This window comes from Weissella sp. LMG 11983 (genome assembly GCF_025908495.1).
In the GTDB taxonomy this organism is placed as follows: domain Bacteria; phylum Bacillota; class Bacilli; order Lactobacillales; family Lactobacillaceae; genus Weissella; species Weissella fermenti.
This window is the reverse complement of the sequence record NZ_JAOZFD010000001.1, coordinates 1,039,537-1,051,900: the sequence shown is the minus strand read 5'-3', so window position 1 is coordinate 1,051,900 and position 12,364 is coordinate 1,039,537. Positions and strand designations below refer to the sequence as shown.

Genomic DNA, 12,364 nt, shown 5'->3' with positions numbered 1-12,364 from the left:
AAAACGGTAGAACACGAGGTTCTACCGTTTTTTGTGTCTACAATGGAATTTTTAAATCATACTCAGGGTTTACGAGCTTCGTTTTCTCAACGAAAATCATGTTCATCAACCAAGCTGAGATAACCGGGGCGATGATATACGCGCCAAGTAGTCTGACCCAAATATACGCGCTGTCAGAGGCTTGCAAGGCGGTTAGGGGACCAATTAGGCCAGATGCGCCAAAACCAGCTGAAAACGGCGTGCCTTTGATTGATAAGAGTGTTGCGACACCGCCAGCGATTCCGGCGGCAATCATGACCGGAACGAATAACAAGGGTTTACGCAACATATTGGCCATTTGAATTTTTGGCGAGCCAATAACGTGTGCAATTGTGCCACCGATTGGGTTAACTGAAGCACTCATCCAGGCTAATGTCAGCGCGCCAGCAACAATACCAGCATTCGCTGCACCAGATCCTACGCCAGCAATGCCAAGTGCAGTCGCGATACCGACTGATGAAATAGGTGAGACAATCAAGGCTGCAAACGCCAGCCCGAGGAATATCCCCATCGGTAAAGGCGAAAGATGGGTTGCCACCGCAACGACATTACCAATCGCATTTTGGATTCGAATCATCCAAGGCAGGGTCGCCAAGCCGATACCACCGCCAATCAACAAGGTGATGGTTGGTAAGAAGATAATTTTTAATTGACCAAGGCGAGGCTCCAATACCAACACCAATAATGCCGAAATAAAAGTAACCAGCATAATATTTAGGATTGCACCAGTTCCGGCGAGAGTATAGGTGTTGTTCGGGTTGATTGTCACAACCCCGGCCGAAACAACACTCGCTAGACCGATTGCCGCGGAAGCCAACGTACTAAGTCGAAGGAAATAACCGACGGCAAACGCGGCAATAATGGGCAACATGCTTTGTGAAACATTCGTCATCATAGTAATGAGGCGAACCCAAGGATGTTGGCCGAAAAGGAGTAAGACCTGGCTCGTTAAAGCAGGTGGCAACAGAGCGATGATAATGCCGAGGCTATTACCATTTAAGACGTTCAATGTGAAATCTTGCCAATTACGGCGCGGTGATACAAGCGTTTCAGGGTGCATCGTGGGCTTCTCCTATATAAGTATGATGAGCGCGAAAAAATTAAAACGCCGATTTGAAAGAACAAATCGGCGTTGATTTGTTGATACTAATCATACGGACAAACCGGTTAGTGTCAACTGTTGTTTAACTTTAATTTATGGTCTAAGTGGCAAAAAACAATTTTATCGGCATAACCAATGACGACTCCTTGGAAAAAGAATGAGACCAAGGTTCCGATGTTAACTGCTACAAGGTTACCAGTGAAGGCCCAAACAGCCATTGAGATGACCATTGGAATGGCGAAATTAACAATTTGCGCGACACCAGCATTCCCCTTGAAGAACATGAAACGGGTTAGGTTTGTTAAGTCGTCTAGGGGATGCAAAATAAATTGCAACCGTTGAGTAATTGAAACCCCACAACCGACTGAAACGATGGCGATCAAATCAATCAACAAGCGGGTTGGCATTGGTAAATCACCAATACCTTGCGCAGTGAAGAATGATGAGACAAAGCCAATGATGACGCTAAACGTCAAGACGAATAGCAAATTACCGATTACGCGTGGCCAATCAATACTCTTCAACAGAATGCAGCTGAGAATCGCGGCGATAAGTCCGTATGCAAACAAAAACACACTGATTGATAGGCCAGTTGCATTGGCCAAATTGTCTGCAGATGCCGTCCAGGGCGCGGATCCCATATTGGTGGCAACTGTTAAGCCGTTACCGACAGCGTTAAAGAGCAATCCGGCAATAAAATAAAGTCCTGTTTCACGACTGCTTAAATTGCGCAGCTGTCCGTTTTCGTTATACATCGTCATTTACCTCTGTTTTCATTCTAACAGTATGCTTTAACGAATAAAATAACTGTCAGGCCTTTTTGAATGGTTTATTAATGATGATATGTTACAATATTATTACAAATAAAGGGGTTATTATTAGGAGGACTTAATTATGGGTGCTTATGGGGCTTTTTGGCGTAACTATTTTAATTTTTCAGGACGCTCAACACGACTAGAGTTTTGGGTGCCATATATTCTAAATGTCATTATTTTATTTGTCCTAGCTTTGCTAGCTGGACCACAAAGCAGTCATTGGTGGACGGCACCGTTTGGAATCGCAACTTTTGTATTTGGACTGTTGATTATCATTCCGATGTACACCTTAATTGTGCGACGCGTGCGCGACACAGGTGTTAAGCATGTGGTTGTCTGGGGGGTGCTAGGTATCATTTTCAATATCGTTGCGTTCGTTTTTGGTTTCATTCCAACAAATCAATTTAAGTAACGTGAATGTTCGGAAAAATCAATGTAATGTTCGTGTTTAGAGGCCGTTTCCGGCCTCTTTTTATTTATTGTTTGCAAAACCTTTGTGTTAATCGTTTTAATGTGCGACAATAGTTAAGTTGTTTTTAGAAAAGTGAATACATTTTATAAGGAGTTTTGCTTCATGTTTGAACGCTACTTCAAGTTGTCTGAACTTGGGACGACGATGCGCACGGAATTTTTGGCCGGTGCGACAACGTTCGTTTCAATGGCCTACATTCTCTTCGTTAACCCATCTGTTTTGGGCGCTGCGGGGATGGATAAAGGGGCCGTGTTCACGGCAACTGGATTAATCGCAGCGATTGCAACCATCTTTATGGGTGCCGTTGCACGTTATCCTTTCGCCATTGCACCGGGACTTGGTGTGAACGCCTTCTTTGCTTACAGTGTGGTAATCGGAATGGGCGTTAAATGGCAAACGGCATTGGCAGGCGTATTCGTCGCCGGTGTCATCTTCTGGATTTTGACAGTTCTCCGCATTCGCGAAACGATTATCAACGCCATTCCAGCTGATTTGAAGGCTGCCATTGCGGGTGGTATCGGTTTGTTTATTGCCATGATCGGATTGGTCGACGGTGGGATTGTCGCGGCCAACAAGTCAACGATTATTGGTTGGGGTGATTGGAGCAATCCACAAGTAATGCTAACGATTTTTGGTGTCTTGGTTAGCTTTGCATTGTTCGCACGTAAGATTCCAGGCGCTATCTTCATTGGTATCGTGATTACGTCAATTGTTGGTTTGGTGACTGGTTTGATTCCTGCGCCATCTGGCATTGTAGCTGGTGTGCCAAGTTTGGCACCGACGTTTGGACAAGCTATCTTCGGATTGCACGATGTCTTTACGATGCAGATGATTCCAGTTATCCTAACGTTCTTGCTCGTGGCATTCTTTGACACGGCTGGTTCATTGGTCGGAATCGCTCGCTCTGGTGGGTTCTTGGTTAACAACGAATTGCCACGTGCGGGTAAGGCGTTGATGGCTGACTCAATTGGAATGTTAGGTGGTGCTTTGTTGGGAACGTCACCTACAACGGCTTTCGTTGAATCATCAACTGGAATTGCCGTTGGTGGTCGTTCAGGAATGACATCAGTGTTTACAGGATTCTTCTTCTTGTTGGCATTGTTCTTCTCACCATTATTGGTTGTTGTAACGTCTCACGTGACGGCGCCAGCTTTGATTGTAGTTGGTGTGTTGATGGCTGGAAATCTTGCTGCTGTTAACTGGGAAGATTTCCCAATTGCTGCTGCGTCATTCTTGACGGTTATTGGTATGCCATTGGCTTACTCAATTTCAGATGGAATTGCCATTGGGTTTATCGTGTACCCATTCTTGATGATCGTAACTGGTCGCGGGAAGAAGGTGCATCCAATTATGTATGCACTAGCAGTTGTCTTTATCGGCTTCGTTTACGTGCTACAAACTAATCACTAATAACACTGTTTCATGTGAAACAAAAATGGGCAGGGCTACCAATTTTGGTAACCTTGCCCATTTTTTTAGTGAGATTCTACGAATGCCTTAAAGTTTGGCATGACCGTATCCAACCAGTCGATTGTGCTTTCATCAGTGACGTCATCTGAGCCGCTCAACTTTTGGTGGCCGGCACCAACTAGCGTATCATTACCCATCAAAACGGGTGATTGTAAGGCGAACAAAATATCGCGTAAGTGCATTTGCGCATAAACCGTTCCCAAAAATCCAGGTGTGGTACCCATGATTAATGATGGCTTGTTGATCATAACCTTGTCGACACGTGACAACCAGTCGATGGCGTTTTTTAGGACACCTGGAATTGAGTGGTTGTATTCTGGTGTCAGCCAGATAACACCGTCAGCTTCTTTGACAGCTTGCTTGAATGCAACAACTTCTTGAGAAGGTGTTAGTTCATCATCCACACTGTAAAATGGCAAGTTATTGATAGAAAGAACGTCAATAGATAGGTCGTCAGAACCATAACGCTTGGCCAAAAAGTTAGCCAAGACACGGTTTAATGAGTTCTTGCTGTTACTACCAACGATTGCAACGTATTTCATAAATCTGTTCTCCTACGTTAAATTGAAAAATACTGTCTTCAAGTTTACAGCAGGAATGATGAAAACCAAAATGATAGCCATTATTCTGTGGGCGTTTGTTGATATGGAAACAAAACCCGCATATAATGAATTTGGTATAGGAGGGTTTTGCTATGGACCAACAACGCGTTTTCATTCAGAGTTATATGTCATTAATGAGTAAGTTAGTCGGCTTAAATCAATCGCAAATGAGCGAAAAGCTTGCTGATTATCGTCACCCGGAAGTGGAGACGGTCGAGTTCATTGCGAATCATCGGACGATGCGAACGTCACAAAGTTGGCGGAATATTCTGATATGACACGTGGTGCAATCACGAAGATTACGAACAAAATGATTGAAAAAGGGCTAGTCACTGATTATAAGAAGCCTGAAAACAAAAAGGAACGTTATTTTACACTGACCGACAAGGGGCACAAAGTGAATGAGATTCACGAATCACTGAATAACGAGTTTTTTAATCGGGACAAGCCGGTGTTCGATTCAGTGAGTTCAGCAGACCTTGAACGGATGATTGCGTTCGCCCAAACTTACAGCCAATATTTGGATGCTGAAATTGCAAAAACAAAAGAATAAACATGAAACTGCAACTGGTTTTAAACTGGTTGCAGTTTTTTAATCTCTTTGTTTTGTTGACAAGGAAACAAAAAGAAAATCCGAATAAATCGGTGCTTCTTATTCATAACAATTAAACGAGGTTTATTTACATGTTTCATTCAAAGACGATGCAAGCCGAACCGCTACCTGCTAATTTAGTTAGCATTGCATGGTTGCTAGTTCTTGGTGCGATGGCACCTATGCTGGATTCAACGATGGTGAATATCGCTGTTAATCAATTACAAATCGATTTAGGTACCAGCTTGGCGTTGATTCAATGGGCCGTTACTGGCTTTATTTTGGCGATGGGAGCTGCCGTACCATTTTCAAGTTGGCTGGTCGATCGCTTTTCCGGCAAGATGGTCTATTTCTGGTCAGAAATCGCATTTGGCGTTGCGTCACTGCTAGCTGGGCTATCGGGGAATGTTGAAATGCTAATTGTCCTACGCATTGTGCAAGGCTTTGCTGCTGGTATGATTATGCCAGTTATGTTCACGCTGTTAGTTGATTTATTTGGCGGTGACAAAATGGGTCGTGTGATGTCAATTATCGGTGTACCTATGACATTAGGTCCGATGGCTGGACCAATTATTGGTGGATTGATTATCCAATTGATTTCATGGCGCTGGATTTTCTTCATTAACGTACCGGTTGTGTTACTATCAGCCTTGATGCTATATAAGAAGGTGCCAGCGATTGCACCTAAAAATCCAACCGCCACGTTCGATGGTGTTGGTGTTGGGCTGTTGGTCACACTGTCAGTAACGTTTGTTTATGGTACGGTGCAAGCCAGTACGAAGGGATCGTTTAACAATCATCTAACGGTTGGCTTCGGTGCGATTACAGTCGTTATTTTAATCGGGTACCTGTTGTACGCTTGGCGTTATCCAAATAAGGCAGTGTTGCCACTTCGTCTTTTCAAGCACCGCAATTTTTCAGGTGCCATGCTAGGTAACCTACTAGCCGGCTTTATCACTAGTGGACCAATGATTTTGTTGCCACTCTTTTTCCAGGATGTTCGTGGCGAAAGCGTCATTATGGCCGCGGTATCACTCATTCCACAGAGTGTCGGCATGCTAGTTTCACGTGGAACAATTGGTAAGTTGATTGATACGTTTGGTGCTCGCTGGGTTGTCATTATGGGTACAGTACTTACTATTATTAGTACGTTGCCGTTTGTATTTTTTGATGCCCAGACGGCCTACTGGTTAATCGCTGTTGTGATGTTTGTTCGCGGTGTCGGTGGTGCAGCGGTAAAATCAGCCATTCAAGCCGATGCATATGTTGGCATCGAACGTTCTGATTCCGGTAAGGCATCATTGGGGTCTAATTTGTTTCAACAAGTTGGCTCAGCTTTCGGTTCAGCCGTCCTAGCCACGTTGGTTGCCGGTTTTGTAAGCACACATCATATTGTTCAAACAGCTCAATTGTTGGGTGCATACCAATATGCATTTGTTTGGGGCACGGTCTTTGTTATTTTGATGTTTGTCCCAGCGTTTATGCTAACTAATAAAATTAAGTAATTTTACTCCACAAAACTGTTCGCGTTCGCGTGAGCAGTTTTTAATTTAGGAGTATTAAATGACATTCAATGTAAGAGGTTGTATATTTAGTAAATAACGATTTTTTAGGGTGAAAAAATTATGGAGTGGATGATTGAGAAAAAGGATCGCCAAAAAGTAGAGTTATTACGCTACTTGGTTTCGCGTCCCGAGATTAAATTGCCACTAAAGATGGTCCAAGAATATTTTGGCTGGTCAAAGTATATGGTGCTGTCGACAATTCGTGGCTTGTTTGATGACATGCAGGAATTTTATGGTGAGGAACCATCGTTTTTTAAATTGTCAGCGGATGAAAAAATGATTGAATTGACGCAGAATCGCAATGTTGATTCGAATGTTTTCGCGTTGCAATACATGCGTCAGTCAATTCCGTGGCAGCTGATGCGTGAGACGTTTAATGAAACCATGCATTCATATGAAGATTTTGCGGTGCGTAATTTGACGACAGTGTCTTCAGCCCGTAACGGAAAGCTACAACTCGATGAATTCTTCGAGCAACATGGTATTAAAATTACGCAGGATTATACCTTGGCCGGGAATGAAGCTGAAATACGAGCAGTATACTTCCGCCTATTTGTAAAGTACTTTGCGGACCGTATTTTTCCATTTTCAGATGAAGAGTTGGCCCTATCAAATCAAGCGATTAAGGCAATCATCAAAATTATTTCACCTGACGAAACAAACATTCGTCAGAGTAAGCGAATTGCGTTGCGATTTTCGACCGCCATTTGGCTTGAGCGTTTGCAATTAGGTCATTTCGTGGAAGATGATGCAATTGATGATTTGTTGTTACCGAATGAACAACTAAACGAAAAGTCACAACGTCTCATTGCGTATTTTGAACAGCAAGTGAAGCTTCGTGTGCCGGACATTACTAATGAACAATTACATCGAGAAGCACGTTATGCGCTGATTGCGTTGTTTTCAATTGATGTCGGCTACGAAGTGGGACGGTATGAGAATTTGACGCCATCAGCAGCAGGGATGATTGAAGGATTTATTCGTTTGGTCGACCGTCATTATGACAGTTTCTTTGGCTATCAATTAACGGTGCGCGAACGGGATCTTCTTCGAGAAGTGTTCTTCGGCACGTTGATTGGGGCGGTAGTTAGTCCGACGAGTGACGATCGTCAAATGGTGGTGCGCTTTGATGCCGCATATGAGCAATTCCCATTGATGGCTGATTTTACGTTGAACCTGATTGATGATATCGCAGAGCGTCGTCACCTTGACGTGACGGCTGCACGAAATGCGTATTTTGAAATTTTGTATGTTGGTTTTGCGTCAGTGTTTGACATGCACCGTGTTTTCCCAAAGATTAAGGTCGCGATTGATATTAACTATCAATTTGGGCTTGAGGCTATTCTGACGGATATGTTGTTAGGATTACGTGCTATGAACGTCGAAGTGTCGGAATTCATTGATGATGATACCGATATTTTGATATCTGATATTAATCATGCGCAGATTCCGGAAGAGAATACGTTTATTTGGCCGACGATGCCAACATCACTAGACTTCGAGCAACTGCGTCGTCGTTTGAGTGAGATGAAGGTTGAAAAATTTGAAAAAGAGCGTGGTATCAAGTTGCGTTTCCCAGTAAATTAACGTTTTTTTTATTGTTAAAAAAAACAAAAAAATAACAAGCAAATCTCACGAGGAGCCTTTATCATAAACAGTGTAATAGAAATGATGTGCAAGAGAAAAGGGACGCTATATTATCTTTGCCAGTCATTCGAGCGTGCTCTTCTGCGGGAGCCAAACTTGTAACCGAACAATTAAAGTCAGTGACTTTTTGGGGTTTGTTCAATTTCAAGTGAATGATAATGGTGCCTATCTGCGAAGGCGATAATTGTGTGATCACAAGTGAATCTTCACAGATGATTTTGTTACGGGAAATATTTTGATATATTTCTACTCACTCAATACTCTCTCTAAAAAATAAAAACCAGGATGTCTGCGCATCCTGGTTTTTATTTTTATTACAGCAACTATCGGCTGAGATTATTTAGCACATCCAACACTGGTTGGAACGCTTCAAGAGTGTGGTAACGGTCACCGATTAACACACCGTCATAGCCAATGGCGCTGGCGATTGGTGAACCCACTTCATCCATGTGACCACCTAGAATCAATTGATAATCAATGGCTGGGTAATTACTCTTCATGAAAGCACGAATCGTATTGTGAACATCGCGAATTTCATCGATTGAATAAAGTGCTCGCCCCATTTCTGTAGAAGCTAATGATTTATACGCGATAATGATTGGCTTCGTGATTTTTTGATCCAAAAGCAGAATGTCGAGCTCTTCAGTGACCATTTCCAGGTTACTGTATTGACCGACTGAGATGATTGGCTTGATATCATTTTCCAAGGCATTTTCGAGACGCTTACGCACGATTAATAGGCCTTCATTAAGTGACTTTCGACGTTCCAAGTGACCGATGAAACTCGTTGTAATGCCAAGTGAACGCAACACGCTAGGCGAAATTTCGCCTACTGTACGCTCCTTAATTGTCAAATTCTGACTAATCACCTCGAAGTTGTTGTGATTATTTTCAACGGGTAGTGTTGGCGCGATTTTTAAGTCAACTTGAACTTCGGCATTATCTAAATCAGTTAGAAATTGCTTTTGAAGTTCAAAATCGACCAAGTTTTTAAAATTTAGAACAGCTAACATGTATTATTTATCCTCCCCCAAAGGTAACGTTGTTATACTTTTCGATTGATTACTTGCAGTATACCCCATATTTCTGATGAAAGAATGGCTGATAATCGAATAATGGAAACTGAGTCATGAAAAAGCCACGAAAACATGGTTTAATTTAATTCTGGGGGGAAGGCAATGAAGGTATATCACGTAAAATGGATTTTAAAGGGCCTATCAGTCATTGGTATCTTACTAACGATTTGGGCGGTTTTTAAACTTTATCAGATGGGCGCTTTTAGCAATTCAAAAGTCTTAATCGAATTGCTAAAAGGATATGGAATTTTGGCGCCAATTGTTTTTATTTTGATTCAGATTATCCAAGTGGTCATTCCAGTGTTACCTGGTGGTGTATCGTTAGCTGCCGGTGTGTTGATGTTCGGCCCTTGGTGGGGATTTTTGTACAATTATATTGGTATTGTATTGGGGTCCCTTGCGCTATTTGCGTTGGGACGACGATTCGGACACCGCATAATTGATATTTTTGTCAGCGAGGCGACTTTGGAAAAATACATGCATCGATTGGATTCAAAAGGCTGGCACATTACGTTTGCGCTACTTATTTTTGCGCCAGTCGCACCGGACGATGCATTGGTTCTCTTGACTAGTTTGACGAAAATGACTTGGCGTGAATTTACATTGATTATTTTGCTCGGAAAGCCACTTTCAATACTTGCGTATAGTTTGGGGATGCTTTACGGTGCTGATTGGCTAATGAATTTTGTTGGGAAGTAGCGTATTTGAGACATAATAATTGTAAAGATTGTTACGACGTTATTCCTAACTTTTTATGCGTTAATTACAAGTGAAGTTCGGCATTGCCCGCATAATAATAAACAGACGTTTGTCCTTGTACGACTTTAACTGATTGACCCCGCGGAACCTATGTTTCGCGGGGTTTTATGTTACATTTCAATGTTTGCTAAATCATTAAGATTTCTTGATAATAGATAAGTTGAGTTTTTCTATTTGGAGGAGATGACATCATGTCACATCACACACAAGCTGACCGTCAATTAACGACGGGGGGCTTGGCAGTTGCTATGGTTCCTGCGATGGTAATTTCCGCAGGCCTAACAGCACTTATGGCAGCGAAAGCATATGAAATGATTCGGCTAGCAAATGCGAACGGAAAAGTATTAGAAGAGAAAGCGAAGCAAGTAAATGATTAAGCGTGTATTAACGTATCTAAAAGATGACGTCATGTTCACGGTTAGTATGATACTTGCTGTTGGGACGTCTTTCTTTGTAACACCTGATTTTGGGGCTGTTAACTGGCATACTATTTTCAGTTTGATGTCGATGATGATTTGGGTTGGCTTTTTGGAACGAGCAGGCGTGTTGCACGCTGTGTCAGTTTGGCTGGTCAGCCGTAGTCACCATGCGCGAACGCTGATGACTTCTGTCACATTCCTATCGTTCTTCGGAGCGATGTTCCTATCAAACGATATTGCCATCTTGACGTTGATGCCAATTTATCTACGATTGGCTAAGGATCTTTCAATTCGATTGAAGGTTATCGGGTCAACGTTGGTTATCATGGCAGCTAACTCTGGGGCTATTTTATTCCCATTTGGTAAGTCACAAAACTTGTACATGTATGGGTTCTATCACGTCAGCGTTGGTCAATTCTTTAAGTGGTCAGTATCATTGACGTTGGCATCATTGGTTTTGATGTTCATCATTACGCGATTTGTGCGTGCGACGCCATTGGAAATCAAGTTGAAGCCGGCTGATAAGCTAAACCATGGCTCACTTGTATTCTTGGCCATTACTGGTCTTATCTTGGTTGCCACAATCTTTGGTTGGACGCCATTTAACGTTGTTGTGCCATTGATTCTGGTTGCGTTTTTCATTTACAACCGCTCAATGTTCAAGATGGTTGACTTTGGTTTGCTAGTTACGTTCTTTTTCTTCTTCATTGCGACAAATAATTTGGCGCACATCGAAGTTATCCGCGAACTAGTTAGCTCATTGTTTGACACCAAGTCACACGTTCTATTCGGCACGTTCTTCTTGAGCCAATTCATCTCAAACGTACCATCAACGATTTTGATTTCAACATTCACCGATCATGCGCGTGAATTGTTTATTGGATCAAACATTGGTGGATTGGGAACGGTTGTTGCTTCAATGGCCAATTTGATTGGATTCCGTGTGTTCCGTCAAATTGAACCAGACTCATCTAAGTCATTCATGAAGTTGTTCATGGTTGTGAACTTCGTCATGGCCGCAATTTTGCTGGTAATTTTTGGCATTTAATAATCAAAACGGCTGTTGCTCATTTTTTCGAGCAACAGCCGTTTTTTAATTATTCACTTCGAGCGGGCAATTCAATGCTGGCTTCTGACAATACGTGGCCGACGAGGTCTTTGCGGAGTTCGTTAAAGAAGTAGCCGGGGGCTAAATCGAGTGTTGTATCAACGGCGTAAACCGTTAACGTGTAATCGTGCGTTTGATCAGGTGGCATTGGTCCAATGTATGATTGTGTAATTTCAGGCTTACTGTGCTTGAAAATGCTGTACATTGAGTTCGTACCAGGGACAAATGACACGTCAGAGGTCGCTAGATTTTCTGGCACATCATCAACAGGAAGGTTTGCCACTGTCCAGTGAATCCATGGAAAGCCCCCAACTGGGATGGCGTCATAATCAATGAATGCAACCGCAAGTGTTTCAGTGCCAGCTGGCACGTCGCTAACGGCGATTGGAAAATTAACAACGGGATTATCTTCTAAACGATATTCCGCTGGTGCAAACTTGGCGTACTTATCAGGCAACAAGCCTTGATTATCAAGCGTTACGGATACTTTCATAAGGTGTTCCTCCAGATGCTTTTGCTGTCAGTTTACCACATTGAGCAATTTAAAGTGTTGACGACAAAATGGGATTCGTGTAATCTAAAGCCACATACAAATACGATAACTTATCAAGAGTTCGGTGAGTGATACCACACGATGACCCGACAGCAACCTACAGCGATGCAAGGTGCTCCACTGGTAACGGATAGGTGCTAATGAT

General features: G+C 42.6%; 14 protein-coding genes. 9 read left to right on the top strand and 5 right to left on the bottom strand.

Annotated elements, in window-relative coordinates:
- Nucleotides 1-37 precede the first annotated feature (37 nt).
- On the bottom strand, nt 38-1,099 hold the full coding sequence (locus OIT45_RS05545) for a PTS sugar transporter subunit IIC (RefSeq protein WP_199404010.1): 1,062 nt from the start codon (nt 1,097-1,099) through the stop codon (nt 38-40).
- Between the two features lie 113 nt (nt 1,100-1,212).
- Nucleotides 1,213-1,896, bottom strand: coding sequence for a hypothetical protein (locus OIT45_RS05540; protein WP_264339909.1), 684 nt, complete (start codon nt 1,894-1,896; stop codon nt 1,213-1,215).
- A gap of 139 nt (nt 1,897-2,035) precedes the next feature.
- Here OIT45_RS05540 and OIT45_RS05535 point away from each other — a divergent pair, with 139 nt between their 5' ends.
- Nucleotides 2,036-2,368 (top strand): DUF805 domain-containing protein, encoded by a 333-nt coding sequence (locus OIT45_RS05535; RefSeq protein ID WP_199404008.1) that lies wholly within the window; start codon nt 2,036-2,038, stop codon nt 2,366-2,368.
- A gap of 162 nt (nt 2,369-2,530) precedes the next feature.
- Nucleotides 2,531-3,838, top strand: coding sequence for an NCS2 family permease (locus OIT45_RS05530; RefSeq protein ID WP_135796953.1), 1,308 nt, complete (start codon nt 2,531-2,533; stop codon nt 3,836-3,838).
- Between the two features lie 65 nt (nt 3,839-3,903).
- On the opposite strand, the gene OIT45_RS05525 is transcribed toward OIT45_RS05530, so the two are convergent.
- Nucleotides 3,904-4,440 carry an NADPH-dependent FMN reductase gene (locus tag OIT45_RS05525; RefSeq protein ID WP_199404007.1) on the bottom strand — a complete coding sequence of 179 codons (537 nt, stop codon included), beginning with the start codon at nt 4,438-4,440 and terminating at the stop codon, nt 3,904-3,906.
- A 152-nt stretch (nt 4,441-4,592) separates the two neighbouring features.
- On the opposite strand from OIT45_RS05525, the gene OIT45_RS05520 reads away from it, so the two are divergent.
- The 4 genes from OIT45_RS05520 to OIT45_RS05505 all read left to right on the top strand — a co-directional run bounded on the left by OIT45_RS05520 (nt 4,593) and on the right by OIT45_RS05505 (nt 8,244).
- On the top strand, nt 4,593-4,778 hold the full coding sequence (locus tag OIT45_RS05520; RefSeq protein WP_199404006.1) for a hypothetical protein: 186 nt from the start codon (nt 4,593-4,595) through the stop codon (nt 4,776-4,778).
- Complete coding sequence (locus tag OIT45_RS05515; RefSeq protein WP_199404005.1) at nt 4,775-5,053, top strand: winged helix DNA-binding protein; 279 nt, start codon at nt 4,775-4,777, stop codon at nt 5,051-5,053. Before OIT45_RS05520 ends, OIT45_RS05515 begins: the two co-directional genes overlap by 4 nt.
- 131 nt (nt 5,054-5,184) lie before the next feature.
- Complete coding sequence (locus OIT45_RS05510) at nt 5,185-6,597, top strand: MDR family MFS transporter (RefSeq protein ID WP_199404004.1); 1,413 nt, start codon at nt 5,185-5,187, stop codon at nt 6,595-6,597.
- Between the two features lie 120 nt (nt 6,598-6,717).
- Nucleotides 6,718-8,244 carry a helix-turn-helix domain-containing protein gene (locus OIT45_RS05505; RefSeq protein ID WP_135796957.1) on the top strand — a complete coding sequence of 509 codons (1,527 nt, stop codon included), beginning with the start codon at nt 6,718-6,720 and terminating at the stop codon, nt 8,242-8,244.
- Between the two features lie 383 nt (nt 8,245-8,627).
- Here the strand turns inward: OIT45_RS05505 and OIT45_RS05500 are convergent, their stop codons facing one another.
- Nucleotides 8,628-9,317, bottom strand: a complete 690-nt coding sequence (locus OIT45_RS05500; protein WP_264339908.1) for a triose-phosphate isomerase — start codon at nt 9,315-9,317, stop codon at nt 8,628-8,630.
- A 165-nt stretch (nt 9,318-9,482) separates the two neighbouring features.
- Here OIT45_RS05500 and OIT45_RS05495 point away from each other — a divergent pair, with 165 nt between their 5' ends.
- The 3 genes from OIT45_RS05495 to OIT45_RS05485 all read left to right on the top strand — a co-directional run bounded on the left by OIT45_RS05495 (nt 9,483) and on the right by OIT45_RS05485 (nt 11,606).
- Nucleotides 9,483-10,079: a TVP38/TMEM64 family protein gene (locus OIT45_RS05495; RefSeq protein ID WP_199404003.1), complete on the top strand. Its 597-nt coding sequence runs from the start codon at nt 9,483-9,485 to the stop codon at nt 10,077-10,079.
- 251 nt (nt 10,080-10,330) lie between these two features.
- Complete coding sequence (locus tag OIT45_RS05490; RefSeq protein ID WP_135796960.1) at nt 10,331-10,516, top strand: hypothetical protein; 186 nt, start codon at nt 10,331-10,333, stop codon at nt 10,514-10,516.
- Nucleotides 10,509-11,606: an SLC13 family permease gene (locus OIT45_RS05485; RefSeq protein ID WP_199404002.1), complete on the top strand. Its 1,098-nt coding sequence runs from the start codon at nt 10,509-10,511 to the stop codon at nt 11,604-11,606. The genes OIT45_RS05490 and OIT45_RS05485 overlap by 8 nt, the downstream gene beginning before the upstream one ends.
- A gap of 49 nt (nt 11,607-11,655) precedes the next feature.
- Here the strand turns inward: OIT45_RS05485 and OIT45_RS05480 are convergent, their stop codons facing one another.
- A complete protein-coding gene (locus OIT45_RS05480; RefSeq protein WP_199404001.1) occupies nt 11,656-12,159 on the bottom strand; it encodes a YbhB/YbcL family Raf kinase inhibitor-like protein in 504 nt (167 codons plus the stop codon).
- Nucleotides 12,160-12,364: the final 205 nt, after the last annotated feature.

Bases quoted from the DNA above. Each gene is read 5' to 3' on its own strand.
- OIT45_RS05545 (WP_199404010.1), bottom strand. From the start codon at position 1,099: ATGCACCCTGAAACGCTTGTATCACCGCGCCGTAATTGGCAAGATTTC.
- OIT45_RS05540 (WP_264339909.1), bottom strand. From the start codon at position 1,896: ATGTATAACGAAAACGGACAGCTGCGCAATTTAAGCAGTCGTGAAACA.
- OIT45_RS05535 (WP_199404008.1), top strand. From the start codon at position 2,036: ATGGGTGCTTATGGGGCTTTTTGGCGTAACTATTTTAATTTTTCAGGA.
- OIT45_RS05530 (WP_135796953.1), top strand. From the start codon at position 2,531: ATGTTTGAACGCTACTTCAAGTTGTCTGAACTTGGGACGACGATGCGC.
- OIT45_RS05525 (WP_199404007.1), bottom strand. From the start codon at position 4,440: ATGAAATACGTTGCAATCGTTGGTAGTAACAGCAAGAACTCATTAAAC.
- OIT45_RS05520 (WP_199404006.1), top strand. From the start codon at position 4,593: ATGGACCAACAACGCGTTTTCATTCAGAGTTATATGTCATTAATGAGT.
- OIT45_RS05515 (WP_199404005.1), top strand. From the start codon at position 4,775: ATGACACGTGGTGCAATCACGAAGATTACGAACAAAATGATTGAAAAA.
- OIT45_RS05510 (WP_199404004.1), top strand. From the start codon at position 5,185: ATGTTTCATTCAAAGACGATGCAAGCCGAACCGCTACCTGCTAATTTA.
- OIT45_RS05505 (WP_135796957.1), top strand. From the start codon at position 6,718: ATGGAGTGGATGATTGAGAAAAAGGATCGCCAAAAAGTAGAGTTATTA.
- OIT45_RS05500 (WP_264339908.1), bottom strand. From the start codon at position 9,317: ATGTTAGCTGTTCTAAATTTTAAAAACTTGGTCGATTTTGAACTTCAA.
- OIT45_RS05495 (WP_199404003.1), top strand. From the start codon at position 9,483: ATGAAGGTATATCACGTAAAATGGATTTTAAAGGGCCTATCAGTCATT.
- OIT45_RS05490 (WP_135796960.1), top strand. From the start codon at position 10,331: ATGTCACATCACACACAAGCTGACCGTCAATTAACGACGGGGGGCTTG.
- OIT45_RS05485 (WP_199404002.1), top strand. From the start codon at position 10,509: ATGATTAAGCGTGTATTAACGTATCTAAAAGATGACGTCATGTTCACG.
- OIT45_RS05480 (WP_199404001.1), bottom strand. From the start codon at position 12,159: ATGAAAGTATCCGTAACGCTTGATAATCAAGGCTTGTTGCCTGATAAG.